Raw genomic sequence first — 24,478 nt, 5'->3', positions numbered from 1 at the left:
GCACGAACTTCGCATTCAGCACACTAGTGGGACTGCTGCGTGGTGTCCGGCGGCGACGGCGGCGTGCCGGCCCAGCGCCGCATCAGGATATCCCTGACGATCATGACCGTGATCAGGACCAGCATGACCGTGGTGACGAGACCGCGCCAACGCGGGCGCGCGCCGTCGATTGCGGGAAGGTTCTCTGCCATGGCGCCCGCCTTACGCCGCGTGCGGCACAGCGAGCGGTGCCTTCCGGTTGCGGGTTGCCTTGCTCGATGCCTTGCTCTTGGGCAGCGGTGCGCCGGTCGGCGTGATCATGCCCCAGGCGCCGTCCAGCGCGCCCTCGACCAGTTCGAGGCCGAGCAGCCGCTCGCGCTCGAATGCGCCGGGCAGCGACAATTCACCGGTGCTGGCGGCGGTGAAGCCGTAGCGGGCGTAATAGGGCGCATCGCCAAGCAGGATCACCGCGCCGTGGCCACGGGCCTTCGCCACGGCCAGCGCGCGCTGCATCAGCGCGGCGCCGACGCCGAGGCCGCGGCAGTCGTCGTCGACAGCCAGCGGCCCCAGCATCAGCGCGCTGCGGCCCCCCGCGCTGACGTGCCACAGCCGCACGGTTCCAACCAGCCGGCCGTCCTGGCGCACGGCCGCAAGGCTCAGGCCTTGGGCGGGCGCGCGTCCGTCGCGCAGGCGCTGGCAAGTGCGGGCATGGCGGTTCTCGCCAAAGCAGGCATCCAGCAGCGCTTCGCGCGCAACGACGTCCGAAGCCCGCTCCGCACGGATCGCGAACGGAGCAGCATTTCGGATGAGGGCAACGGGGGTGTTCCGTTTTGCAGTCATGGCACGTCAGTCCCCGCTTGCAACGGCATGTCGCACGCCGCGCAAGCGTCGTTCAGAAAAATCAAAAATGATCGGAAAGGAGCCGGCGGGGCCGGCTCCCGGTTTATCAGGCCGCGATCAGGAGGCGGCTTAGATGTGGAAGGTCTTCAGCGGCGGAATGCCGTTGAACGCCACCGACGAGTAGGTCGACGTATAGGCGCCGGTGCCTTCGATCAGCAGCTTGTCGCCGATCTCGAGCGTCACCGGGAGCGGATACGGCAGCTTCTCGTACAGCACGTCGGCGCTATCGCAGGTCGGGCCCGCGAGCACGCACGGCGTCATGTCCGCTCCGTCATGCGGGGTGCGGATAGCGTAGCGGATCGACTCGTCCATCGTCTCGGCGAGACCGCCGAACTTGCCGATGTCGAGATAGACCCAGCGCACCTCGTCCTCGTCGCTCTTCTTGGAGATCAGAACGACTTCGGTCTCGATGATGCCCGCATTGCCGACCATGCCGCGGCCCGGCTCGATGATCGTCTCCGGGATCTGGTTGCCGAAATGCTTGCGCAGCGCGCGGAAGATCGACCGGCCATACTGCAGGACCGGCGGAACGTCCTTGAGATACTTGGTCGGGAAGCCACCGCCCATGTTGACCATGGTGAGGTTGATGCCGCGCTCGGCGCAGTCACGGAACACGGTCGAGGCCATCGCGAGCGCACGGTCCCACGCCTTCACCTTGCGCTGCTGCGAGCCGACATGGAACGAGATGCCGCACGGCTCCAGACCAAGGCGCTTGGCGAGGTCGAGCACGTCGACCGCCATCTCCGGATCGCAGCCGAACTTGCGCGACAGCGGCCACTCGGCGCCGGCGCAATCATAGAGGATGCGGCAGAACACTTTTGCGCCGGGAGCGGCGCGGGAGATCTTCTCGACCTCGGCGGCGCAGTCGACCGCGAACAGGCGAATGCCGAGCGCGAAGGCACGCGCGATGTCGCGCTCCTTCTTGATCGTGTTGCCATAGGAGATGCGGTCCGGTGTCGCACCGGCAGCCAGCGCCATCTCGATTTCCGCGACGGTCGCGGTGTCGAAGCAGGAGCCGAGCGAGGCGAGCAGCGCCAGCACTTCGGGCGCCGGGTTGGCCTTCACCGCGTAGAACACGCGGCTGTCCGGCAGCACCTTCGCGAAGGTCTGGTAGTTGTCGCGCACGACCTCGAGGTCGACGACGAGGCACGGCTCGGTGTCGAGACCTTCGCTGCGGCGGTGACGCAGGAATTCCTGGATACGTTCGGTCATGGCACTCTCCAACGGCCCCAGCGACGGGATCCGCATCAACGTGACGTCGGATAAGAGTGCTCTGGCCGCATTGCGCGATGGAGGCGCAACGAAAGCCAAAAGACTCAAACCAGACTGTGCTGCCGTGGATTGGTTGGGAGAGTTTCCCGCCCGCACACCTGGCAATGAAGGACAAGCCTTTTCAGTAGCCCGCGCCGGCGTTGGACTGCCGGTAGAGACCAAAAAAGCCCGATCCGTCGTTGCTTTAAGTCGCGTCCCCCGTTGAGAGCGGGGTGCGCCGGTTCGCCTCCGGCTGCCAGTCACGGTTGCAAAGAGTGGTGAGACCTTCAACGGCATCCCTGGAGAGGGAGGCTGGCCGCCTCGTGTCCTGATGGACGTAAGCGACCCTCGGTTCTTCCACCCCTTGGCGGCTGTCCGGCCTCTTGTCCGGATACCTACCGACTGACACACGACCACAGGCACGTGCGAAATTGGGCAAGGCAGGAAATAAGTCTTTTGAATTCGCTTCGCAAGAATTTTTTTGCGATAGCGACAAATTTCCCTAACGCGTGCTTGCGATCTCGCGCGCAGCAGGCGCTGAAGATGAACGGCTGTTAAGAATGACTAACGAAGCGTGTGCGTTTAAGCCCTGTGCCGCAGCGCTTTCTTGAATCGCTTCAGCTCACGCGCGACGCGTGAACGGCTCGATGCGCTGCGCAGCGCGGATGAACGCGATCATGATCAGGACGCCGATGCCGAACATCACGGCCTGCAGGATATGCGCGCCGAGATCACCGAGCCCGAGCGCGATCGCGAGTGCCCAGCCGCCGGCGAAGGCCGCGCCGAACACTTCGGCGCCGATCAGAATCGCTGCCGAAATCACGGTGATGACGCTCGGCCAGAGGATCCGGCCGGTGCCTGCGGTGGAGGGCTGCATGCTCATGGAATAGGTCCTGTTCAGGGGGCGCAATCTCTCCGAAAAGTGCCCATCTATCAAGCGCAAAAGGCCCAAAAATGCCGTATGGCGTGATATAGATTGGACCGCATTTTCAAGGCGAAAAACGGGATATTCGATGTCAGAAACCAGCGCAGACGCTCACGCCAACCCCCTCCTGAAGGCATGGCAGACGCCGCTCGAGACGCCGCCCTTCGCCGAGATCAAGCCGGAGCATTTCCTCCCGGCCTTCGAGCAGGCCTTCGCCGATCATTCGGCCGAAGTGGCTGCGATTACCCACGATCCGGCACTGCCCGACTTCGACAACACCATCACGGCGCTGGAGCGCTCCGGCAAGCTGCTGTCGAAGGTCTCGGCGGTTTTCTACGACCTGGTCTCGGCCCATTCGAGCCCTGCGATCCTGGAGATCGACAAGGAGGTGTCGCCCCGGATGGCGCGGCACTGGAATCCGATCATGATGAACGCTGTGCTGTTTGGCCGCATCGCCATGCTGCACGAGAAGCGCGCCTCGCTCGGGCTGACCGGCGAGCAGATGCGGCTGCTTGAGCGCACCTACACCCGCTTCCACCGCTCCGGCGCCGGGCTCGACGATGCCGCCAAGGCCCGCATGGCCGCGATCAACGAGCGCCTCGCCCAGCTCGGCACCTCGTTCAGCCACCATCTGCTCGGCGACGAGCAGGAGTGGTCCATGGAGCTCAGCGAGGCTGACCGCGCCGGCCTGTCCGACACATTTGTGGCGGCCGCCAAGGCTGCGGCCGAAGAGCGCGGCATGGGTGGCAAGGCGATCGTGACGCTGTCGCGCTCCTCGGTCGAGCCGTTCCTGCAGAGCTCGTCGCGGCGTGACCTGCGCGAGAAGGTCTACAAGGCCTTCACGGCCCGCGGCGACAATGGCAACGCCAACGACAACAACGCGACCATCGTGGAGATCCTCAGCCTCCGCGAGGAGACCGCGAAGATCCTGGGCTTCCCGACCTACGCCGCCTACCGCCTCGAGGATTCCATGGCCAAGACGCCGGAGGCGGTGCGCGGCCTCTTGGAGCGGGTCTGGAAGCCGGCGCGGGCGCGCGCGCTCGCCGACCGCGATGCGCTGCAGGCGCTGATCACCGAAGAGGGTGGCAATTTCACCCTGGCGGCCTGGGACTGGCGCTACTACGCCGAGAAGCTGCGCCAGGCCAAAGCCAATTTCGACGATTCCGCGATCAAGCCCTATCTGGTGCTCGACCACATGATCGAGGCCGCGTTCGACTGCGCCACCCGCCTGTTCGGCATCACCTTCGCCGAGCGCAAGGACGTGCCGGTCTGGCACCCGGATGTACGGGTCTGGGAGGTCAAGGGCCGCGACGGCCAGCACAAGGCGCTGTTCTACGGCGACTACTTCGCGCGGCCCTCCAAGCGCTCCGGCGCCTGGATGACCTCGCTGCGCGACCAGCAGAAGCTCGACGGCGCCGTCGCGCCGCTGGTCATCAATGTCTGCAACTTCGCCAAGGGCGCCGACGGCGCGCCGTCGCTGCTGTCGCCCGACGACGCGCGGACCCTGTTCCACGAGTTCGGCCACGGCCTGCACGGCATGCTCTCGAACGTGACCTACCCGTCGCTGTCGGGGACGTCAGTGTTCACCGACTTCGTCGAGCTGCCCTCGCAGCTCTATGAGCACTGGCAGGAGCGGCCCGAGGTGCTGCAGCGCTTCGCCCGCCACTACCAGACCGGGGAGGCGCTGCCGGACGACCTGCTCAAGCGCTTCCTCGCCGCGCGCAAGTTCAACCAGGGCTTTGCCACCGTGGAGTTCGTCTCCTCGGCGCTGGTCGACCTCGAATTCCACACCCAGCCGGCGGCGGCGAGCCGCGACGTCCGCGCCTTCGAGCAGAAGGAGCTGGAGAAGATCGGCATGCCCGCCGAAATCTCGCTGCGGCACCGGCCGACCCAGTTCGGCCACATCTTCTCCGGCGACCACTACGCGTCGGGCTACTACAGCTACATGTGGTCGGAGGTGATGGACGCCGACGCGTTCGGCGCCTTCGAGGAGGCCGGCGACATCTTCGATCCGGCGACCGCCAAGCGGCTGCACGACGACATCTACTCGTCGGGCGGCTCGCGCGATCCGGAGGAGGCCTATGTCGCCTTCCGCGGCCGCGAGCCCGAGCCGGACGCGCTGCTGCGCCGTCGCGGCCTGCTCGAGACGCCTGAGGCGGCCTGAAGGTGCGGCAGTCCCTGAAGTGCCTGGTCGCCGGGCTCGCGCTTGCGGCGTCCGTCGTGCTCTGCACGGCGGCCGCCGAGGCCCATCCGCATGTCTGGATCGTCGCCAAGAGCGAGCTGATCTACGCGCCCGACGGCACCATCACGGGGGTCCGCCACGCCTGGACCTTCGACGACATGTTCTCGACCTATGCACTGCAGGGCATCGAGACCAAGGTGAAGGGCGCCTACAGCCGCGAGGAGCTGGCGCCGCTGGCGCAGACCAACGTCGAGTCGCTGAAGGAATACGCCTACTTCACCTTCGCCAAGGGCGACGGCAAGAAGCAGAAGTTCACCGAGCCGGTCGACTACTTCCTCGAATACAAGGATTCGGCGCTGACGCTGCATTTCACCCTGCCGGTGAAGACGCCGTTCAAGGCCAGGCAGCTTTCGCTCGAAGTGTTCGACCCGACCTACTTCATCGACTTCCAGTTCGCGGAGAAGGAGCCGGTCAGGCTGGTCGGCGCCGCGGCCGAGTGCAAAATGCAGTTCGAGCGGCCGAACGACGGCACCGCCGCCGCGCAGAAGCTCGGCGAGCAGAATTTCCTCGATGGGAGTGCCAGCAATTTCGCGATGATGTTCGCCAATAAGATCACGGTGGATTGCCCATGACGCCGATCGTCTCCCGCGCGATGCGTGGCCTCGCCGTGTCCGCCGTTGTGCTGGCGACATTCGCGGTGCTGGATGGTGCGGTTCATGCGCTGCTGGCGCAAAATCCGTTCGGCGCGCCGCGCGCGGCGGAGCCGCAGGGCGGGATCGTCGGCTGGCTATTGGCAAAACAGTCGGAATTCTACCGCGAGATCTCGGCGACCATCCGCGCAGCGAAATCCGACGGGTCGGCGGTCTGGACGCTGCTGGCGATCTCCTTTGCCTATGGGATCTTCCATGCCGCCGGCCCCGGCCACGGCAAGGCGGTGATCTCGTCCTATATGGTCGCCAATCGCGAGACCGCGCGGCGCGGCATCGTGCTGTCGTTCGCCTCGGCCCTGATGCAGTCGCTGGTTGCCGTCGTCATCGTCGGGGTCTGCGCCTGGCTGCTCAACGCGACGGCGAAGACGATGTGCGGGGCGGAGAAGGCGATCGAGATCGCCAGCTACGCGCTGATCGCGGCGTTCGGCGCCCGGCTGGTCTGGGTCAAGGGCGGCGGCTTCCTCCGCGCGCTGCGGCTGCCGCGGCCGGCGCTGGCGATGGCCGGCGCGCAGCCGCACGATCACGACCACCATGATCACGATCACCACGACCACGGCCATGAGCACCATCATCGTCATGCGCATGACGATCATGGCCATCATCATCATGATCACGACCACGATCATGACGCGCAGCACGTCCATGACGAGCATTGCGGCCATTCGCACGGGCCGACGCCGGCCGAGCTCGCCGGTCCCGGCGGCTGGCGGCGCGGCTTGGGTGCAATCCTCACTGTCGGGATCCGGCCGTGCTCGGGCGCGATCCTGGTGCTGGTGTTCGCGCTGGCCCAAGGCCTGTTCTGGGCGGGTATCGCCGCGACCTTCGTGATGGGGCTCGGCACCGCCATCACGGTGGCGGCGATCGCGCTGGTCGCGGTGTCGGCGCGCGGCGTGGCCGAGCGGCTGAGCGGCGCGCGCGACGGCGGCGGCATGGTGATCATGCGCGGCCTGGAATTCGCGGCCGCAGCGCTCGTGCTGCTGTTCGGACTTGGGCTGCTGTTCGGCTATGTCGCGGCCGAGCGGGCGACGTGTCTTTGAGGTCCTTAGTCCCGCGCTGTCCCCTGATCCGTCACCCTGAGGAGCGCGTAGCGCGTCTCGAAGGGTCGACGGCCACCAGCCGGGCCGTGCATCCTTCGAGACGCCCGCAAGCGCGGGCTCCTCAGGATGACGGATAAGAAGGCTGCGCGCTCAGCTCGTCAGATATCCCCTGATCGCCGGCAGGAGGAAGATCGCGATGTTGATTGCAAAGCCGATGCTCCAGAGGATCGAGCGCAGCGTCGGGCGGTTGCCGATATAGGTGAAGACGTAGGCGATCCGCACGATCAGGAACAGCACCGCCAGCTCGTCGATCAGCCGCAGCGGGCCGACGCGGAATTCGGCGAGCAGCACGGCGAAGGCGAAGAACGGGAAGGCCTCGATGCCGTTCTGGTGGGCGCCGAGCGCCCGCGCGCGGATCGGGTCGTCGTAGAAATCGGGATCGCGCGGTTTCGAATTGTCGAAACCGCGGATGCCGGCCCATTTCACCGATACGATCGTCAGCAGCGAGAGCAGCAGCGTCCCGAAGACGCACCATTCGGCGATCGTCATGGTTCCTCCCCATTCACGGGACGGGAACGTAGCCAACCCGCACTCGGCTTGACAAGGTTGGAGCAACGCGCGAAGCCCAAAGCCCCCAAGCGAAGGTATCCAAGCGCAAGGCCATCATGAGCACGGTGATCCCCTTCGAGAGCGCGAAGTCTGCCGCGGCGCCGAAGCCGGAGCGCGTCGGCGTGCTGCTGGTCAATCTCGGAACGCCGGATACGGCCGATGCCGCCGGCGTGCGGGTCTATCTGAGGGAATTCCTGTCCGATCCGCGGGTGATCGAGGACCAGGGCCTGCTCTGGAAGCTGATCCTCAATGGCATCATCCTGCGCGTTCGCCCGGCCCGCAAGGCGCAAGACTATCTGAAAATCTGGAACACCGAGAAGAACGAGTCGCCGCTGAAGACCATCACGCGCTCGCAGGCTGACAAGCTCGCGGAGGCGATCGCCGATCACGACCATGTTGTGGTCGACTGGGCGATGCGCTACGGCAATCCGTCGATCCAGGAACGCATCGAGGCGCTGGCGGCGCAAGGCTGCGGCCGGCTGCTGCTGGTGCCGCTCTATCCGCAATATTCCGCTGCGACGTCGGCGACCGTCTGCGACGAAGCGTTTCGCGTGCTGGCCGGCATGCGCGCGCAGCCGATCCTGCGGGTGACGCCGCCTTACTACGATGACCCTGACTACATCGAGGCGCTCGCGGTCTCGATCAACGACCATCTCGCGACATTGTCCTTCCAGCCGGAGATCATCCTCGCGTCGTTCCACGGCATGCCGAAGGAATATGTCGACAAGGGCGATCCCTATCAGGCGCAGTGCATTGCCACGACCAACGCGCTGCGCAAGCGGCTTGGGCTTGATGCCGACAGGCTAACCCTCACCTTCCAATCGCGCTTCGGCAATGCCGAGTGGCTGCAGCCCTATACCGACAAGACGGTCGAGAAGCTCGCCAGGGACGGCGTGCGGCGAATTGCCGTGGTCACGCCCGGCTTCTCCGCCGATTGCCTGGAGACGCTGGAGGAGATCGCGCAGGAGAATGCCGAGATCTTCCGGCACAATGGCGGCGAGCAGTTCGCGGCCATCCCCTGCCTCAACGACAGCGACGGCGGCATGGACGTGATCCGCCAGCTCGTGCTGCGCGAGCTTCAGGGCTGGATCTAGCGCGGCTTGATTTAAGAAAGCCGGATCTGATTGTTAACGATCCCTGACAGCGGACACCGCGCTTCGTTCAGCCTTCATGCATCCGCCGTTCAGCTTGCGTGCATCTGGCAGTCCGGCAACCGCTTCCTATGTGCTAGAGAGAACAACAGCCGGCTGAACCGGCGGAGCGGTCCTGCCGACCAATGCACGACCGTGCCTGGCGACGGTCTCGCGGGTCTCGGGGCGCCTTGGAGGACTTTATGACTGGCTTCGACATTTTCGCGATCGCGTTTGTTCTTCTCGTCATCGTCACGCTGTTCGCCGGGATCAAGACCGTTCCGCAGGGCTATGACTGGACCATCGAGCGGTTCGGCAAATACACCCGCACGCTGTCGCCCGGCCTCAATCTGATCGTGCCGTATTTCGATCGCATCGGGCGCAAGATGAACATGATGGAGCAGGTGATCAACATCCCCGAGCAGGAGGTGATCACCAAGGACAACGCCACCGTGACCGTGGACGGCGTCGCGTTCTTCCAGGTGTTCGATGCCGCGAAGGCGAGCTACGAGGTCGCCAATCTCAACCAGGCGATTATCGTGCTGACCATGACCAACATCCGCTCGGTGATGGGCTCGATGGACCTCGACCAGGTGCTGTCGCATCGCGACGAGATCAACGAGCGGCTGCTGCGCGTGGTCGACGCCGCGGTCTCGCCGTGGGGCCTCAAGGTCAATCGCATCGAGATCAAGGACATCGTGCCGCCGGCCGACCTCGTCGAGGCGATGGGCCGGCAGATGAAGGCCGAGCGCGTCAAGCGTGCCGACATCCTGCAGGCCGAAGGCCAGCGGCAGTCCGAGATCCTGCGCGCCGAGGGCGCCAAGCAGGGCCAGATCCTGCAGGCCGAAGGCCGCCGCGAAGCCGCTTTCCGCGACGCCGAGGCACGCGAGCGTCTCGCCGAGGCCGAGGCCAAGGCGACCCAGATGGTGTCGGAATCGATCGCCAAGGGCGACGTCGCCGCGCTGAACTATTTCATCGCCGACAAGTACATCAAGGCGTTCGGGCAACTGGCGGAGTCGCCGAACCAGAAGATCCTGATGCTGCCGATCGAAGCTACGAGCGTGCTGGGCTCACTCGCCGGTATCGGCGAAATTGCCCGCGCCACTTTTGGCGAGAGCGCGGCGTCGGCCACGGCTGCGGCGCGGCGCGGCGGCTCGGTGCCGCCGGCAGGTCCGACCCCGCCACCGCCGGTGCCGCCGCAGCGGTAAGGGCGTGACAATGATTGCTTCGGCGCACTCCGTTCACCTCTCCCCTTGTGGGAGAGGCAAAGGCCGCCTACGGCGGCCGTCCTTGAGAACGCCGAAGCGGAGCTTCGGCTACGTCGCGTCAGCGATCCGGGTGAGGGCTCTCTCTCCGCAGAGAGACTGTTACCCCTCACCCCAACCCCTCTCCCACAAGGGGAGAGGGGCTTCAGACCGTTGAGAGGTCACGTCATGGCCGAGATGTTTTCGACACTGGGTACCTGGAACTGGCTGATCTTCGGCTTCATCCTGATGGCGCTGGAGCTCGCGGCCCCCGGGGTGTTCCTGTTCTGGCTCGGGCTCGCGGCGCTGCTGGTAGGCCTATTGTCGTTCGTCTTCACGCCGTCCTGGCAGACGCAGCTCCTGATGTTCGCGGTGTTCGCCGCGCTGGCGGTGCCGGCGTGGCGGCATTTTGCCAAAGGCGCGACCGAGGCGAGCAAGACCAATCCATTCCTCAACCGCCGCAACGAAGCCCTGGTCGGCCGCGAATTCACGCTGGAGAAGCCGATCGTCGATGGATCAGGCACGGTGCGGATCGACGACACGGTCTGGCGCGTCGCCGGCCCCGATGCGCCCGCCGGCAGCCGGGTGAAGGTGGTCCGCGCCGATGGCGCGAGCCTGACGGTGGCCGCGGTCTAGCTTTGTCGGGTGACGCTCTTGTTTGTCACCTCTCCCCGCTTGCGGGGAGAGGTCGACGCGCTCTTGCGCGGCGGGTGAGGGGGTACAGGTCTCAACTATCGGCTCGCTCGCGGAGGGAGCCCCTCACCCCAACCCTCTCCCCGTAAGAACGGGTAGAGGGAGAGAATTAGCGCTTGCTCCAGCGCTCGGCGAAGCGATTGAGCGGCGTGAAGGTCGCAAATAGCTCGCGCCCGAGCGCGGTGAGGCCGTAGCCATCATCGGTCAGCTCGACGAACCCCGCCTCGCGCAGCTCGGTCAACCGCGTCTGCAGGATCGTCGGTGACGCCTCGTCACAGGCGGTGCGCAGCGCACGCGAGGTCAGTGCGCTCTCCCGCAGCTCCCAGACGATGCGCAAGGTCCAGCGCCGCCCCAACAGATCGAGCAGCGCCATGATCGGGCGGCCGGTCCGTGAGCCGCGGACGCCGGGTTTTGCGGTCGGAGCCTGCTTCGCCATGTCGCCAGTCCCTCATGAATCTCGCTTGCGTCGGTCGCTACAGATATTGTAGCGTGACGCTACAGTAAATGTAGCAACGAGATCAGCCCATGTCACGCATCGCGCCGCTCGATCCGCCCTATGCGGCGAATGTTCAACAGCATTTCGACCGCATCATGCGCGGCAAGCCGCCGCTGGTGCTGTTCCGCATGATGGCGGGGCACCCGCGCGCTTGGGAGAAGTTTCGCGGCGGCAGCCTGCTCGACCGCGGACCGCTGCCCTTGCGGGACCGCGAGATCGTGATCGACCGCACCTGCGCGCTCAACGCCTGCGAATATGAATGGGGCGTGCATGTCACCGCGTTCGGCGCCGCCGCCGGGCTGTCGGATGAGCAGGTCCGCGCCACCGTGCGCGGTGCCGCCGATGCCGGCTGCTGGTCGCCGGCCGAGCAGGTGTTGATCGCCGCAGTCGATGCGCTGCATGCGCGCGCGACGCTGGATGACGCGGAGTACGCGGCGCTATCGGCGCATTATGATGACGATCAGGTGCTGGAGATCATCCTGCTGTGCGGCTTCGACCGCACCGTCTCCTACCTCGCCAACGCGCTGGCGCTGCCGCTGGAGGCGACCGCGGCGCGGTTTCCGAAGTAATCGCTGTCATTGCGAGGAGCGAAGCGACGAAGCAATCCATGCCTCCGCAAGCGGAGAGATGGATTGCTTCGCGGAGCCTGTCATCGGGCGCGCATTCGCGCGACCCGTTGGCTCGCAATGACGGAGAGAAGCGTGGCCTACGCTACGCCGGCGCGCAGCAGATCGTGCAGATGGATGATGCCGACCGGCTTATTCGCATCGGTCACGATCAGCGTCGTGATCTTCGAGGCGTTGAGCAGCTCCAGCGCTTCGCCGGCCAGCGTGTCGCGGCTGATCGTCTTCGGGGTCCTGGTCATGACCTCGTCGACCGACAGCGTCAAAAGTTCGGGGCGCGTCAGCTGCCGGCGCAGATCGCCGTCGGTGACGATGCCGACGAGATGGCCGTGGCGGTCAACGATGCCGACGCAGCCAAAGCCCTTCGAGGTCATCTCGACCAGCGCGTCCGACATCTTGGTGCCGAGCGGCTTCAGCGGCAGCGCCTCGCCGCTGTGCATCAGGTCGCGGGCATATTTCAGCAGCGCGCCGAGCTTGCCGCCCGGATGCAGCACGCTGAAATCGGTCGAGGTGAAGCCGCGGCCTTCGAGCAGCGCGATCGCCAGCGCATCGCCGAGCGCCAGCATCATCAGCGAGGAGGTGGTCGGCGCCAGATTGTGCGGGCAGGCCTCGCGGGCCTTCGGCATCGTGAGCTGCACGTCGGCCGCCTTGCTCAGCGTCGAGTCCTTGTCGGCGGTCATCGCGATCAGCGGGATGCCGAAGCGCGCGGCATAGGCGATCAGATTGCGCATCTCCGGCTGCTCGCCGGACCATGACAGCGCCAGGATCGCGTCGTCGGCGGTGATCATGCCGAGATCGCCGTGGCTGGCTTCGGCGGTGTGCACGAAGAACGCCGGCGTGCCGGTCGAGGCGAAGGTCGCGGCGATCTTGCGGCCGATATGGCCCGACTTGCCGAGCCCGGTCACGATCAGCCGCCCCTTGGCCTTGCGGATCAGCTCGGCCGCCGCCGTGAACGCCGCGCCGAGCTCGGACTTGAGTGCCGCAGAAAGCGCAGCGACGCCGCTTGCTTCGGCATCGAGGGTGCGGAGCGCCGACTGAACGGCGCCTTCATCGGGGCCGGATGATTTGGTCATCAGCGGTTTCGGTTTGGCCATTTCGGATTCCAGGGGAGGGGTTTTGCACCCGGGCGTCTCCCTTAGCACGTTCGATTCCGCGATGCGACGCGCGGCGGCGGATCCTCAACGGCTCATTAACCATAATTGTTTTAACTCCATTAACGACGTTTTTCGCCGCCCGGCGAGATGCGTACGTCAAGTGCATGAAGTCGTTGGGGTATTTCCATCGTGTGGCGGCGGCCAGCAAGCGGCCCAAATCGGCGCGGACGCCGCGTTCGCGTGGTTTTGCCATGCCTTTTGCCGACCCTTGCGCTGCTCGCGACGACCGGGCTCGCCAGCGCCCAGACCGTGACGCCGGATCTGTTCAGCCCGAACCGGCAGAGCCAGGTGATCACCCAGGATTCGCCGCTGCGCCGGACCACCGCCGATGCCACGGATCCGCTCAACGGCTTGAGGCTGCCCGACGCTGATCCCGGCCGGCGTGCCTCGTCGTCGACAGCGACCTCGGACCGCGTCGGACAGGTCCCGACCTACGGTCTTCCTGCCGCCAACGGCGCGGCGACGTCAGGCTATGACTCGCTCAATCGGAAGCGCCTGAAGCCGAAATATTATCCGGGCCAGGCCAAGCCGAAGCCGCCGCCGGGGCCCGGCTCGCCGGCGCCCACGCCACAGCCGTTGACTGCAGCCGGGCAGTTGCGGCTGTCGATCCCGCCGTCGGAGACCGCCAGCAAGCCGCCGCTGCCGCCGGCGATGGCCGGCACCATCATCGGCCAGCCGGCGCGCAGGCGGCTCAAGATCGACGACGATCCGTTCGGCGCGGTCGGCGATTACGCCGGCTCGTTCATGGTCAAGACCGCGGTCGAGGTGATGGCCGGCTATGATACCAATCCGGGCCGCTTGAATTCGCCCCAAGGCAAGGCGTTCTACATGGTCGCGCCGGAATTCGTCGCGATGTCGGACTGGGAGCGCCACGCCGTCGTCGCCGATCTGCGCGGCTCGTTCACCGGCTACGGCTCCCAGCTCACGCCGATCGACGGCACGCCGCTGTCGGCGCCGCTCGACATCGACCGTCCGAATTTCACCGGCCATGTCGACGGCCGTCTCGATGTGTCGAGGGATACGCATCTTACGGCGCAGGCCCGCATGCTGGTCTCGACCGACAATCCCGGCAGCCCGAACGTGCAGGCCGGCCTCGCCAAATATCCGCTCTACTCTACGGTCGGCGGCACCTTCGGCATCGACCAGCATTTCAACCGCATGCAGGTCTCGCTCGGCGGGACCGTCGACCGCACCGACTACCAATGGTCGAAGCTGACCGACGGCACCTCGTCGTCGAACGACGACCGCAACTTCACGCAATATGGCGGCATCGGCCGCGTCAGCTATGAGCTCAACCCGGCGGTAAAGCCCTTCATCGAAGTGGAGGGCGACAGTCGCTTCCACGATCTCTATTTCGACCGTTCCGGCTACGCTCGCAATTCGTCGGGTGGTTACGCCAAGGTCGGCACCTCGTTCGAATTCACGCGGATTCTGTTCGGCGAAATCTCGATCGGCTACGCGGCGCGCGATTACGTCGACCCACGGCTCAACCGGCTCGAGGGCCTGCTCACGACGGCCTCGCTGACCTGGACCGCGACGCCGCTGACCACGGCGAAATTCTATTCCGATACCCAGCTCGGCGAGACCACGCTGCCCGGCACCTCCGGCGTGCTGTCGCGCACCTACACCGTCGAGGTCGACCACGACTTCCGCCGCTGGCTGACCGGCATCGGCAAATTCACCTACGGCACGCTCGACTACCAGGGCGACAACCGCAACGACACGATCTACTCGGTCTCCGCCGATCTGATCTACAAGATGACCCGCAGCCTCTGGATCAAGGGCACGCTGCGCCGCGACTGGCTGGATTCGAACCTCGCCGGACAGAGCTCGGCATCGACGGTGGTGATGCTGGGCGTGCGGGTGCAGAACTAGCGGCGCGGCGCGGAAGCCGTATCTGAAATGAGGTGTCGTGCCCCGCGAAGGCGGGGCACCCAGTACGCCGCGGCCTATCCGTTCAAGCCTTGACGTCTCTGGAATACTGGATCGCCCGCTTTCGCGGGCGATGACAGTTGAGTGTTGGCTGGGGCGTGACGGCCGAGGTGCTTACCCCGGCAGGTCGGTCTTGCCCATCAGGAAGCTGTCGATCGAGCGTGCGCACTGGCGGCCTTCGCGGATAGCCCAGACCACGAGCGACTGCCCGCGGCGCATGTCGCCGGCGGAGAAGATTTTCGCGCGCGAGGTCTGGTAGTCCTGCAGCGACGCACGGACATTGCCGCGCTGGTCGAGCTCGACGCCGAGCGTCTTGAGCAGGCCCTCGTGCACCGGATGCACGAAGCCCATCGCCAGCAGCACCAGCTCGGCGTCGAGCGTGAACTCGGTGCCGGGCAGCGGCTTGAACTTTTCGTCGACCTTGACGCAATGCAGTTTTGTCACTTTGCCGTCGGCGCCTTCGAACTTGGTCGTCAGCACGGCGTATTCGCGCACCGCGCCTTCGGCCTGGCTCGACGATGTCCGCATCTTCAGCGGCCAGTTCGGCCAGGTCACGCCCTTGTTCTCGTGCTCGGGCGGCGCCGGCATGATCTCGAGCTGGGTCACCGACTTCGCGCCTTGCCGGAACGAGGTGCCGATGCAGTCCGATCCAGTATCGCCGCCGCCGATCACGACGACATGCTTGCCGCCGGCGAGGATGTCGGCGGTGCCGTTCAGCGGTTCGCCGGAGACGCGGCGGTTCTGCTGCGGCAGGAAGTCCATCGCGAAGTGGATGCCGGCGAGGTCGCGGCCGGGGATCGGCAGGTCGCGCGGGGCTTCCGCGCCGCCGGTCAGCGCCAGCGCGTCATACTGCTTGGCGAGCTCCTGCGGATCGATCGCACCTAGCGTCGAGCCGCCCACGGCCTTGCCGTAGTGGAAGGTGACGCCTTCGGCCTCCATCTGCGCCACGCGGCGGTCGATGATGTTCTTCTCCATCTTGAAGTCGGGAATGCCGTAGCGCAGCAGGCCGCCGGCCTTGGCGAACTTCTCGTAGACATGCACCTCGTGGCCGGCGCGCGCGAGCTGCTGCGCGGCGGCCATGCCGGCGGGGCCCGAGCCGATCACGGCGACCTTCTTGCCGGTCTTCTGCGCTGCGATCTCCGGCTTCAGCCAGCCATTGTCCCAGGCGCGGTCGACGATCGCGCATTCGATCGTCTTGATGGTGACCGGGTTGTCGTCGATGTTGAGCGTGCAGGACGCCTCGCACGGCGCCGGGCAGATCCGGCCCGTGAACTCGGGGAAATTGTTGGTCGAGTGCAGGTTGCGCGAGGCCTCTTCCCAATTGCCCTGATAGACGAGGTCGTTGAAATCAGGGATCTGGTTGTTGACCGGGCAGCCCGGCGTGCCCGGCGCGGTCGAGCCGGTGCCGTGGCAATAGGGGATGCCGCAATTCATGCAGCGCGCGGCCTGGTCGCGCGTGTCCTTCTCGCTCAGCGGAATCACGAACTCGTTGAAGTTCTTGAGCCGCTCGGCGACCGGCTCGTACTTGCGGTCATGCCGCTCGATCTCGAGAAAACCTGTGATCTTACCCATTGAAACCCGATGCCCCTGCATCTCAGTTGTCCGTCATTCCGGGCTGCGCCGCGAGACGCAGACCCGGAGGTCTCGAAGTGGTTTGGCGAGATTCCGGGCTCGCGCTGATGCGCGCCCCCGGAATGACGCCCGGTGATACTACGCGCCGATCGCGATCTTCGGCTCGGCGTCGGCGTTGGCCTTCATTTCCTTCAGCGCGCGGCGGTACTCCACCGGCATCACCTTGCGGAATTTCGGCAGCCAGCTCTTCCAGTCGGCGAGGATCTCGGCGGCCTTCTTCGAGCCTGTCAGCTTGGCGTGACGCGTGATCAGGACGTGCAGCCGCTCCACGTCGGAGTCGAGCAGGTTCTGGAAAACGTCGACCCGGCCATGCGCCTCGAGATCGCCGGAGTGGTGGTAGGTGTCGGCGTTGATCATCTCCTCCGACAGCACCGGCTCCAGCTCGACCATCGCGAGATTGCAGAGCTTGTTGAAGTCGCCGCTCTCGTCCAGCACGTAGGCGATGCCGCCGGACATGCCGGCCGCGAAGTTGCGCCCGGTCTTGCCGAGCACCACCACGATGCCGCCGGTCATGTATTCGCAGCAATGATCGCCGGCGCCTTCGACGACCGCGACCGCGCCGGAGTTGCGCACCGCGAAGCGCTCGCCGGCGATGCCGCGGAAGTAGCATTCGCCCGCGATCGCGCCGTACATCACGGTGTTGCCGACGATGATCGACTCTTCCGGCACGATGCCGGAGTTCTTCGGCGGCTTGACGATGATGCAGCCGCCCGAAAGGCCCTTGCCGACATAGTCGTTGCCTTCACCTTCGAGCTCGAAGGTGACGCCCTTGGCGAGCCAGGCGCCGAACGCCTGTCCTGCCGTGCCCTTCAGGCCGACATGGATGGTGTCGAGCGGCAGGCCGGCATGGCCGTAGATCTTGGCCACCGCACCCGACAGCATCGCGCCGGCGGAGCGGTCGGTGTTGTTGATCTCTTCCTCGATCTTGACCGGCGCACCGCGATCGAGCGCGGCCTGCGCCTGCTCGATCAGCCGGCGGTCGAGCACGGCGTCCAGATGATGGTTCTGGCCTTCCGAGTGATAGATCGTCTGGCCCTTCTCCTCCTTCTGCCGCACGAACAGCTTGGAGAAATCGAGGCCCTTGGCCTTCCAGTGCGAGACCAGCGCGGTCTGGTCCAGCATCTGGACCTGGCCGACCATCTCGTCGAACGACTTGTAGCCGAGCTGCGCCATGATCTCGCGCACCTCCTCGGCGACGAAGAAGAAGTAGTTGATGACGTGCTCGGGCTGGCCGGTGAAACGCTTGCGCAGCACCGGATCCTGGGTCGCGACCCCGACCGGGCAGGTGTTGAGGTGGCACTTGCGCATCATGATGCAGCCCGCCGCGATCAAGGGCGCGGTGGCGAAGCCGAACTCGTCGGCCCCAAGCAGCGCGCCGATCACGACGTCACGGCCGGTGCGGAAACCGCCGTCGACCTGGACCGCGATGCGGCTGCGCAGCCGCTGGCGCACCAGCGTCTGATGGGTTTCGGCAAGGCCGATCTCCCACGGCGAGCCGGCATGCTTGATCGAGGTGAGGGGCGAGGCACCGGTGCCGCCCTCGAAGCCCGCGATGGTCACATGGTCGGCGCGCGCCTTGGCGACGCCGGCGGCAACCGTGCCGACGCCGACCTCGGACACCAGCTTGACCGAGACCTGGCCGTCCGGATTGACGTTCTTGAGGTCGTAGATCAGCTGGGCGAGGTCTTCGATCGAGTAGATGTCGTGGTGCGGCGGCGGCGAGATCAGGCCGACGCCCGGCGTCGAATGCCGCACGCGGGCGATCGTCGCGTCGACCTTGTGGCCGGGCAACTGGCCGCCTTCGCCGGGCTTGGCACCCTGCGCCATCTTGATCTGCATCATGTCGGAGTTGACGAGGTATTCCGTCGTCACGCCGAACCGGCCCGAGGCGACCTGCTTGATCGCCGAGCGCATCGAATCGCCGTTGGGCATCGGCTTGAAGCGGTCTGACTCCTCGCCGCCTTCGCCGGTGTTCGACTTGCCGCCGATCCGGTTCATCGCGATCGCGAGCGTGGTGTGCGCCTCGCGCGAGATCGAGCCGAACGACATCGCGCCGGTCGAGAAGCGCTTGACGATGTCCTTGGCCGGCTCGACGTCCTCGAGCTTGACCGGCTTGCGCTTGTCGTCCTCGGCGCTCTTGATCCGGAACAGGCCGCGCAGCGTCAAGAGACGCTCGGACTGCTCGTTGAGGATCTTGGCGAACGCCCGGTAGCGCTCCAGCGAGTTGCCGCGCACGGCATGCTGCAGCGTCGAGACCGATTCCGCGGTCCAGGCATGGTCCTCGCCGCGGGTGCGGTAGGCATATTCGCCGCCGACGTCGAGCGCGCTCTTGTAGATCTGGCCGTCACCGAACGCATCGGTGTGGCGCCGCACGGTCTCCTCGGCGATTTCGCCGAGGCCGACGCCTTCGATCCTTGTGTGGGTGCCGGCGAAATACTTGGCGACGAAGTCAGCCTTGAGGCCGACTGCGTCGAAGATCTGCGCGCCGCAATAGGACTGGTAGGTCGAGATGCCCATCTTGGACATCACCTTGAGCAGGCCCTTGCCGATCGACTTGATGTAGCGCTTGACGATCTCGTAGTCGTCGAGCGCGCCCGGCAGCCGATCCTTCATCGCAAGGATGGTTTCGAACGCGAGATAGGGGTTGATCGCTTCGGCGCCGTAGCCGGCGAGGCAGGCGAAGTGATGCACTTCGCGCGGCTCACCGGATTCGACGACGAGGCCGACCGAGGTGCGCAGGCCGGTGCGGATCAGATGATGATGCACGGCGGCGCAGGCCAGAAGCGACGGGATCGGAATCCGGTCGGTGCCGGTCATGCGGTCCGACAGGATGATGATGTTGATGCCCTCGCGCACCGCGCCCTCGGCGCGCGCGCAGAGCTCGTCGAGCACCTGCTCCATGCCCGCCGCGCCGAAGCCGGCGTGGAAGGTGGTGTCGAGCGTGCGCGACTTGAAGTGGGTCTCGGGAACGTCGGAGATCGAGCGGATCTTCTCAAGGTCGGCATCGGTCAGGATCGGCTGCCGCACTTCGAGGCGCTGCGTCGAGGCGACGCCCTGCAGGTCGAACAGGTTCGGCCGCGGCCCGATGATCGAGACGAGGCTCATCACGATCTCTTCGCGGATCGGGTCGATCGGCGGGTTGGTCACCTGCGCGAAGTTCTGCTTGAAGTAGGTGAACAGCTGCTTCGGCTTGTCCGACAGCGCCGAGATCGGCGTGTCGTTGCCCATCGAGCCGGCTGCCTCCTCACCGGTGGCGGCCATCGGCGTCATCAGGATCGTGATGTCTTCCTGGCTGTAGCCGAACGCCTGCTGGCGATCGAGCAGCGGCAGGTTGGAGCGCACGCCCTTGGCCGGCGCATCCGGCAGCTCCTCGAGCTGGATCTGGGTGCGGTGCAGCCAGTCATTATAGGGATGGCTCTTGGCGAGGTCGGCCTTGATCTCGTCGTCGGGAATCAGGCGGCCCTGCTCGAGGTCGACGAGCAGCATCTTGCCGGGCTGCAGCCGCCACTTGGTGACGATCTGGTCCTCCGGAATCTTCAGCACGCCCATTTCGGACGCCATCACGATGCGGTCGTCCTTGGTGACGAGGTAGCGCGCCGGGCGCAGGCCGTTGCGGTCGAGCGTCGCGCCGATCTTGCGGCCGTCGGTGAAGGCGATCGCGGCCGGGCCGTCCCACGGCTCCATTAGCGCGGCGTGATATTCGTAGAAGGCCCGGCGCTGCTCATCCATCAGGGGATTGCCGGCCCACGCTTCCGGAATCATCATCATCACGGCATGCGGCAGCGAGTAGCCGCCCTGCACCAGAAATTCCAGCGCGTTGTCGAAGCAGGCGGTGTCGCTCTGGCCTTCATAGGAGATCGGCCACAGCCGGCTGATGTCCTTACCGTAAGCTTCCGAATGCACGGAGGCCTGCCGCGCGGCCATCCAGTTGACGTTGCCGCGCAGCGTGTTGATTTCGCCGTTATGGGCGATCATCCGGTAGGGATGCGCCAGCGACCAGGTCGGGAAGGTGTTGGTCGAGAAGCGCTGATGCACCAGCGCCAGCGCGCTGTCGAAGTCCGCTTCATGCAGGTCGGGATAGTACTTGCCGAGCTGGTCGGCGAGGAACATGCCCTTGTAGATCACGGTGCGGCACGACAGCGAGCACGGGTAGTAGCCCGCCATGCCGCGGTCGCGGCGCTGATAGATCGCCTGCGAGATCGACTTGCGCAGGATGTAGAGCCGGCGCTCGAAATCGTCCTCGGTCTTGACCGCATTGTTGCGGCCGATGAAGACCTGCATGTGATAGGGCTCGGTCGGCTTCACGGTGACGCCGAGCGAGGAATTGTCACTGGGCACGTCGCGCCAGCCGAGCAGCTTGAAGCCCTCGTTCTTGATCTCGTCGGCGATGATGCTCTTGATCACGTTCCGCCACGCCGCATCGCGCGGCATGAACAGCGCGCCGATGGCGTATTCGCCGGGCTTCGGCAGCTTGAAGCCGAGCTCCGCGGCCTTGCGCGCGAAGAAGGCGTGCGGGATCTGCACCAGGATGCCGGCGCCGTCACCGGCGCGCGGGTCGGCGCCGACGGCGCCGCGATGCTCGAGGTTGCACAGGATGCTCAGCGCGTCGGAGACGATCTGATGCGACTTCTGGCCCTTGATGTTGGCGATGAAACCGACGCCGCAGGAGTCCTTTTCCAGGCTCAGGTCGTACAGGCCTTCGGCCTGCGGGCGCCAGGTATGAAGCTCCGGGGTGTGCGGCCCAAAGGACGCATCATGCGCGGCATCGGCGGCTTTCGAGTCCGCGGTCGCCGACAGCATGCCTGCCACGATGGTTTCGCGCTCGAATTCCGATCCGCTCATGTGTCCTCTCCCTTTCGTAAGGGGCCTCACCGCATTTGGCGCACCTTGGACGTTGCGGCACCCACCGGGCCACCGCTCGTCCGCCGCGAGCCGCATTTTCCTAAATTCAGGCGACGGGCGTTTCAACGTCCCCTGAAGGACGGCCCTGCCTGCAGCATTCTCGGAGCCCGGGGCGCCGAGGTTTCGTTGCAATCCCTATGCCGGAATGGCCTCGAAATTGAGACAGCTCTGCTGTCCTAACCTCGACCTTGCCAAATTTTTGTCTATCACACAAGCGCGAGGAAGTCCTCGCCCGCATGCTTGGATCGGACAGCTCCGCGAGCGCCCCGGCGCCCCTGATTCGAAGCAAACACGCCGTGATCTGGCCCAAGGAGGGACCAAGGACCGCCGGAATTCAAACCGAAATTTCGCCCGGCAAGCCGGCAAGAGAGCGGGAAGCTCCTGGAGGCGCGGCCAGACAGGAGTTACGGCGATGAAGTTGTTCACAGGTTCGGTTGCAGCCGCCGCCCTCGCGCTCAGCGCAGCCTCGGCCCAGGCGCAGCTGGTGACGTCCGCCCGGATCGGCAGCCCGGCTCTCGTCAGGGTATCGGACATGGACGGGCCCTACGCTGCCATGCCCGAGGTTCCGCCGCCGCCGCGCTTCGGCCGCGTCCCGAGCCTGCTGCCGCCGGTCGAGGTCTACACCGTGCTGCGCGAGAACGGCTATCTGCCGCTCGGCGCGCCCCAGCAGCGTGGCTTCGTCTACACGATCTCGGTGATCGACCAGGGCGGCGACGACGGCCGGCTGGTGATCGACGCCCGCGACGGGCACATCGTCCGCTTCACCCCGGCCTATAGGCTCGGCGACAATTACGAGGAGGAGATGAGCTCCACCTACGGCCCGGTTGGCCCGATGCTGCGGCCGATCCAGGCGAGGGTGCCGCGGCCGCCGCTCCCGATCCCGCATGTCGCCAGCCGCGTGCCGGTGCCGAAGCGGAGCCCGCTTGCGGCCAGATCAGCACCAAGTCCGGCGCCGGCGGCGGCCCAGGCTCCCGCCGCTCCGGCAGCCCAGGCGGCCGTCCCGCCGACCGCTGCGCCGACCCAGGCAGCTGCGCCCGCTCCGGCCGAGCAGGCCGCGGCCGCGCCCAAGCCGGCCGAAGCCCAGGCGGCCGCACCGCAGGCCGTTCAGCAAGCCGAAGCTCCGACCGTCGGTCAGGCCGCTCCACCGCCGGCGGCACCGGCCCCCGCGATCCTGCCGACCCAGGAAATGCCCAAGGTGCAGGGACTGGAGTGACCAGCGTCGCTGCGTAGCCCGGATGGAGCCAACGGGTCGCGCGAACGCGCGCCCGATGACAGGTTCCGCGCAATCCGGGGCGGTCCCGCCGCGGCGAACAACCCCGGATTTCGCTGCGCTCCATCCGGGCTACCGCCCTTCGCAACAAAAAACGCCCCGGTTTCCCGGGGCGTTTTCGCGTTCAGCCAATATCTGCCGACGCGGGACGTGCCGCTTAGGCCGCGACCTTGCCGGCCGAGCCGTCAACCACCTGCGGGGCCTTGTCGCCGCCGCCGATCGGAATGCTGCGGGGCTTCTTGGCCTCGGGAATCTCGCGGACGAGATCGACGTGGAGCAGGCCGTTCTCGAGCGAAGCGTTCTTCACCTGCACGAAGTCGGCAAGCTGGAAGACGCGCTCGAAGGCGCGGGAGGCGATGCCGCGATAGAGCACTTCGGCGCTATTGCCGGAGTTCTCGTTGGCGGTTTTCTCGCCCTTGATCGTCAGCGTGTTCTCCTTCGCGACGATCGAAAGCTCGGCCTGCGAGAAGCCGGAGACCGCAACGCTGATCCGGTAAGCATTCTCGCCGGTGCGCTCGATGTTGTAGGGGGGATAACCGGGGCTGCCGTCCGAGGTCACCTGATCGAGCAGGCTGAAGAGGCGGTCGAAGCCGACGGTGGAACGATAGAACGGAGTGAGGTCGTAGCTACGCATAGGGTAGTCCTCCAATGAGCGACTGTTTCAGTTACCCGCCCGCCATCGGGCCGGGCTTAGATGTGTGCAGCCTGATGTTCCGGGTCCGAAACACTGGTAGCGGCCTGCACTGAGGTGATATGGGAGGGGTCACGTCGCGTTCAAGAGGCGGAAACCGCGTCGCTTTTTTCGGCGCCGGCGTCCTTGATCTCCACCTTGTCCCTCCACTCCGGTCTCCTGCATGACGCTCGTCTCGATCCCCGCCAACCCGGTTCCGGACGACGTTGTCAGTGGCACCATCAAGACGCCTGACGGGGCCGAGCTGCGCTTCGCGCGCTGGGCGCCGCCGCCCGGCCGCAAGGGCACGGTCTGCGTGTTCGGCGGGCGCGGCGAGATGATCGAAAAATATTTCGAGACCGTGCGCGACCTGCGCGACCGCGGCTTTGCGGTGGCGATGATCGACTGGCGCGGGCAGGGCCACTCGTCGCGGCGGCTGCGTGATCCACGCAAGGGTTACGTGCGCGACTTCGCCGACTACGAGGTCGACGTCGAGACCTTCGTGCAGCAGGTGGTGCTGCCGGATTGCCCGCCGCCCTATTTCGCGCTGGCGCATTCGATGGGCGGCGCAGTCATGCTGCGGGTCGCGCACGCCGGCAAGCGCTGGTTCGACCGCATGGTGCTGTCGGCGCCGATGATCGACCTGCCACGCGGGCGCGTGTCGTTGTTTCCGAGCGCGCTGCTCCGGATCATGCGACTGGCCGGGCAGGGCGGCCGCTACATTCCGGGCGGCGGCGACGAACTGGTCGGCCTCGCGCCCTTCATTGGTAATCCCGTCACCAGCGACCCGGTGCGCCACGCCCGCAACGCGGCGATCCTGGAAGAAGACCCGACGCTCGGCATCGCGGCGCCGACGATCGCCTGGGCCGACACCGCGTTCACCGCGATGCGCACCTTCCGCGGCATGTCGTATCCGACCGAAATCCGCCAGCCGATCCTGATGCTGGCTGCGAGCAATGACGAGGTGGTGTCGACGGCGGCGATCGAGGAGTTCGCCTACCATTTGCGTGCCGGCTCGCATCTGGTGATCGCCGGCTCCAAGCACGAGATCCTGCAGGAGCAGGATCGCTACCGCGGGCAATTCTGGGCGGCGTTCGACGCCTTCGTGCCCGGCACGCCGCTGTTCAAGTGAGCAGTCT

At 66.1% G+C, this 24,478-nt stretch carries 21 protein-coding genes; 11 read left to right on the top strand and 10 right to left on the bottom strand.

Features of this window, described 5'->3' with window-relative positions:
- Positions 1–23 precede the first annotated feature (23 nt).
- From ACE10Z_RS39150 to ACE10Z_RS39140, 3 genes are all read right to left on the bottom strand, one after another.
- Positions 24–191, bottom strand: coding sequence for a hypothetical protein (locus tag ACE10Z_RS39150; protein ID WP_375785455.1), 168 nt, complete (start codon positions 189–191; stop codon positions 24–26).
- Between the two features lie 10 nt (positions 192–201).
- Entirely contained in the window at positions 202–819 is a 618-nt protein-coding gene (locus ACE10Z_RS39145; protein ID WP_375785454.1) for a GNAT family N-acetyltransferase, read from the bottom strand.
- A gap of 129 nt (positions 820–948) precedes the next feature.
- Positions 949–2,091, bottom strand: coding sequence for a type III PLP-dependent enzyme (locus tag ACE10Z_RS39140; RefSeq protein WP_375785453.1), 1,143 nt, complete (start codon positions 2,089–2,091; stop codon positions 949–951).
- Between ACE10Z_RS39140 and ACE10Z_RS39135 the strand changes: the two genes are divergently transcribed.
- Positions 2,090–2,356, top strand: a complete 267-nt coding sequence (locus ACE10Z_RS39135) for a hypothetical protein (RefSeq protein ID WP_212424036.1) — start codon at positions 2,090–2,092, stop codon at positions 2,354–2,356. The two genes, ACE10Z_RS39140 and ACE10Z_RS39135, sit on opposite strands and share 2 nt — an antisense overlap.
- Positions 2,357–2,752: 396 nt before the next feature.
- Here ACE10Z_RS39135 and ACE10Z_RS39130 read toward each other — a convergent pair whose 3' ends face one another.
- Complete coding sequence (locus ACE10Z_RS39130) at positions 2,753–3,013, bottom strand: hypothetical protein (protein WP_375785452.1); 261 nt, start codon at positions 3,011–3,013, stop codon at positions 2,753–2,755.
- A gap of 130 nt (positions 3,014–3,143) precedes the next feature.
- On the opposite strand from ACE10Z_RS39130, the gene ACE10Z_RS39125 reads away from it, so the two are divergent.
- The 3 genes from ACE10Z_RS39125 to ACE10Z_RS39115 are packed head-to-tail and all read left to right on the top strand — an operon-like array spanning position 3,144 to position 6,984.
- Positions 3,144–5,219, top strand: coding sequence for a M3 family metallopeptidase (locus ACE10Z_RS39125; RefSeq protein WP_375785451.1), 2,076 nt, complete (start codon positions 3,144–3,146; stop codon positions 5,217–5,219).
- Positions 5,220–5,233: 14 nt separating this feature from the next.
- Positions 5,234–5,869, top strand: coding sequence for a DUF1007 family protein (locus tag ACE10Z_RS39120; protein WP_375790030.1), 636 nt, complete (start codon positions 5,234–5,236; stop codon positions 5,867–5,869).
- Positions 5,866–6,984 carry a nickel/cobalt transporter gene (locus ACE10Z_RS39115; RefSeq protein ID WP_375785450.1) on the top strand — a complete coding sequence of 373 codons (1,119 nt, stop codon included), beginning with the start codon at positions 5,866–5,868 and terminating at the stop codon, positions 6,982–6,984. Before ACE10Z_RS39120 ends, ACE10Z_RS39115 begins: the two co-directional genes overlap by 4 nt.
- A gap of 150 nt (positions 6,985–7,134) precedes the next feature.
- Here the strand turns inward: ACE10Z_RS39115 and ACE10Z_RS39110 are convergent, their stop codons facing one another.
- Positions 7,135–7,533: an MAPEG family protein gene (locus ACE10Z_RS39110; RefSeq protein ID WP_375785449.1), complete on the bottom strand. Its 399-nt coding sequence runs from the start codon at positions 7,531–7,533 to the stop codon at positions 7,135–7,137.
- Positions 7,534–7,649: 116 nt separating this feature from the next.
- Here ACE10Z_RS39110 and hemH point away from each other — a divergent pair, with 116 nt between their 5' ends.
- The 3 genes from hemH (at position 7,650) to ACE10Z_RS39095 (ending at position 10,603) form a co-directional block, all read left to right on the top strand.
- Positions 7,650–8,687 carry a ferrochelatase gene (gene hemH / locus ACE10Z_RS39105; protein WP_375785448.1) on the top strand — a complete coding sequence of 346 codons (1,038 nt, stop codon included), beginning with the start codon at positions 7,650–7,652 and terminating at the stop codon, positions 8,685–8,687.
- Between the two features lie 239 nt (positions 8,688–8,926).
- Entirely contained in the window at positions 8,927–9,931 is a 1,005-nt protein-coding gene (locus ACE10Z_RS39100) for an SPFH domain-containing protein (RefSeq protein ID WP_298380169.1), read from the top strand.
- A gap of 225 nt (positions 9,932–10,156) precedes the next feature.
- Positions 10,157–10,603 (top strand): NfeD family protein, encoded by a 447-nt coding sequence (locus ACE10Z_RS39095; protein WP_375785447.1) that lies wholly within the window; start codon positions 10,157–10,159, stop codon positions 10,601–10,603.
- 166 nt (positions 10,604–10,769) lie between these two features.
- On the opposite strand, the gene ACE10Z_RS39090 is transcribed toward ACE10Z_RS39095, so the two are convergent.
- Entirely contained in the window at positions 10,770–11,096 is a 327-nt protein-coding gene (locus tag ACE10Z_RS39090) for a winged helix-turn-helix transcriptional regulator (RefSeq protein WP_375785446.1), read from the bottom strand.
- Positions 11,097–11,185: 89 nt separating this feature from the next.
- Between ACE10Z_RS39090 and ACE10Z_RS39085 the strand changes: the two genes are divergently transcribed.
- On the top strand, positions 11,186–11,725 hold the full coding sequence (locus ACE10Z_RS39085) for a carboxymuconolactone decarboxylase family protein (RefSeq protein ID WP_375785445.1): 540 nt from the start codon (positions 11,186–11,188) through the stop codon (positions 11,723–11,725).
- A 137-nt stretch (positions 11,726–11,862) separates the two neighbouring features.
- Here the strand turns inward: ACE10Z_RS39085 and ACE10Z_RS39080 are convergent, their stop codons facing one another.
- Complete coding sequence (locus ACE10Z_RS39080) at positions 11,863–12,873, bottom strand: SIS domain-containing protein (protein ID WP_375785444.1); 1,011 nt, start codon at positions 12,871–12,873, stop codon at positions 11,863–11,865.
- Positions 12,874–13,113: 240 nt separating this feature from the next.
- On the opposite strand from ACE10Z_RS39080, the gene ACE10Z_RS39075 reads away from it, so the two are divergent.
- On the top strand, positions 13,114–14,808 hold the full coding sequence (locus tag ACE10Z_RS39075) for an outer membrane beta-barrel protein (protein WP_375785443.1): 1,695 nt from the start codon (positions 13,114–13,116) through the stop codon (positions 14,806–14,808).
- A gap of 171 nt (positions 14,809–14,979) precedes the next feature.
- On the opposite strand, the gene ACE10Z_RS39070 is transcribed toward ACE10Z_RS39075, so the two are convergent.
- Both ACE10Z_RS39070 and gltB read right to left on the bottom strand, forming a co-directional pair.
- Positions 14,980–16,437, bottom strand: a complete 1,458-nt coding sequence (locus ACE10Z_RS39070; protein WP_375785442.1) for a glutamate synthase subunit beta — start codon at positions 16,435–16,437, stop codon at positions 14,980–14,982.
- 138 nt (positions 16,438–16,575) lie between these two features.
- Positions 16,576–21,339: a glutamate synthase large subunit gene (gltB, locus tag ACE10Z_RS39065; RefSeq protein ID WP_375785441.1), complete on the bottom strand. Its 4,764-nt coding sequence runs from the start codon at positions 21,337–21,339 to the stop codon at positions 16,576–16,578.
- Between the two features lie 472 nt (positions 21,340–21,811).
- On the opposite strand from gltB, the gene ACE10Z_RS39060 reads away from it, so the two are divergent.
- On the top strand, positions 21,812–22,612 hold the full coding sequence (locus ACE10Z_RS39060; protein ID WP_375785440.1) for a hypothetical protein: 801 nt from the start codon (positions 21,812–21,814) through the stop codon (positions 22,610–22,612).
- 214 nt (positions 22,613–22,826) lie between these two features.
- Here the strand turns inward: ACE10Z_RS39060 and ACE10Z_RS39055 are convergent, their stop codons facing one another.
- Positions 22,827–23,303, bottom strand: a complete 477-nt coding sequence (locus ACE10Z_RS39055; RefSeq protein WP_375785439.1) for an Hsp20 family protein — start codon at positions 23,301–23,303, stop codon at positions 22,827–22,829.
- Between the two features lie 220 nt (positions 23,304–23,523).
- Here ACE10Z_RS39055 and ACE10Z_RS39050 point away from each other — a divergent pair, with 220 nt between their 5' ends.
- Positions 23,524–24,471: an alpha/beta fold hydrolase gene (locus ACE10Z_RS39050; protein WP_375785438.1), complete on the top strand. Its 948-nt coding sequence runs from the start codon at positions 23,524–23,526 to the stop codon at positions 24,469–24,471.
- Positions 24,472–24,478: the final 7 nt, after the last annotated feature.

Origin of the sequence: Bradyrhizobium sp. Pha-3 (assembly GCF_042258615.1) — a bacterium.
GTDB lineage: Bacteria > Pseudomonadota > Alphaproteobacteria > Rhizobiales > Xanthobacteraceae > Bradyrhizobium.
Note: the sequence above shows the minus strand (reverse complement) of the source record. Positions and strands in the feature narration are given on the sequence as shown.

Excerpts from the sequence above, each read along its gene's own strand:
- ACE10Z_RS39150 (WP_375785455.1), bottom strand. The coding sequence starts at position 191 with ATGGCAGAGAACCTTCCCGCAATCGACGGCGCGCGCCCGCGTTGGCGC.
- ACE10Z_RS39145 (WP_375785454.1), bottom strand. The coding sequence starts at position 819 with ATGACTGCAAAACGGAACACCCCCGTTGCCCTCATCCGAAATGCTGCT.
- ACE10Z_RS39135 (WP_212424036.1), top strand. The coding sequence starts at position 2,090 with ATGGCACTCTCCAACGGCCCCAGCGACGGGATCCGCATCAACGTGACG.
- ACE10Z_RS39140 (WP_375785453.1), bottom strand. The coding sequence starts at position 2,091 with ATGACCGAACGTATCCAGGAATTCCTGCGTCACCGCCGCAGCGAAGGT.
- ACE10Z_RS39130 (WP_375785452.1), bottom strand. The coding sequence starts at position 3,013 with ATGAGCATGCAGCCCTCCACCGCAGGCACCGGCCGGATCCTCTGGCCG.
- ACE10Z_RS39125 (WP_375785451.1), top strand. The coding sequence starts at position 3,144 with ATGTCAGAAACCAGCGCAGACGCTCACGCCAACCCCCTCCTGAAGGCA.
- ACE10Z_RS39115 (WP_375785450.1), top strand. The coding sequence starts at position 5,866 with ATGACGCCGATCGTCTCCCGCGCGATGCGTGGCCTCGCCGTGTCCGCC.
- ACE10Z_RS39110 (WP_375785449.1), bottom strand. The coding sequence starts at position 7,533 with ATGACGATCGCCGAATGGTGCGTCTTCGGGACGCTGCTGCTCTCGCTG.
- hemH (WP_375785448.1), top strand. The coding sequence starts at position 7,650 with ATGAGCACGGTGATCCCCTTCGAGAGCGCGAAGTCTGCCGCGGCGCCG.
- ACE10Z_RS39100 (WP_298380169.1), top strand. The coding sequence starts at position 8,927 with ATGACTGGCTTCGACATTTTCGCGATCGCGTTTGTTCTTCTCGTCATC.
- ACE10Z_RS39095 (WP_375785447.1), top strand. The coding sequence starts at position 10,157 with ATGGCCGAGATGTTTTCGACACTGGGTACCTGGAACTGGCTGATCTTC.
- ACE10Z_RS39090 (WP_375785446.1), bottom strand. The coding sequence starts at position 11,096 with ATGGCGAAGCAGGCTCCGACCGCAAAACCCGGCGTCCGCGGCTCACGG.
- ACE10Z_RS39085 (WP_375785445.1), top strand. The coding sequence starts at position 11,186 with ATGTCACGCATCGCGCCGCTCGATCCGCCCTATGCGGCGAATGTTCAA.
- ACE10Z_RS39080 (WP_375785444.1), bottom strand. The coding sequence starts at position 12,873 with ATGGCCAAACCGAAACCGCTGATGACCAAATCATCCGGCCCCGATGAA.
- ACE10Z_RS39070 (WP_375785442.1), bottom strand. The coding sequence starts at position 16,437 with ATGGGTAAGATCACAGGTTTTCTCGAGATCGAGCGGCATGACCGCAAG.
- gltB (WP_375785441.1), bottom strand. The coding sequence starts at position 21,339 with ATGAGCGGATCGGAATTCGAGCGCGAAACCATCGTGGCAGGCATGCTG.
- ACE10Z_RS39060 (WP_375785440.1), top strand. The coding sequence starts at position 21,812 with ATGAAGTTGTTCACAGGTTCGGTTGCAGCCGCCGCCCTCGCGCTCAGC.
- ACE10Z_RS39055 (WP_375785439.1), bottom strand. The coding sequence starts at position 23,303 with ATGCGTAGCTACGACCTCACTCCGTTCTATCGTTCCACCGTCGGCTTC.
- ACE10Z_RS39050 (WP_375785438.1), top strand. The coding sequence starts at position 23,524 with ATGACGCTCGTCTCGATCCCCGCCAACCCGGTTCCGGACGACGTTGTC.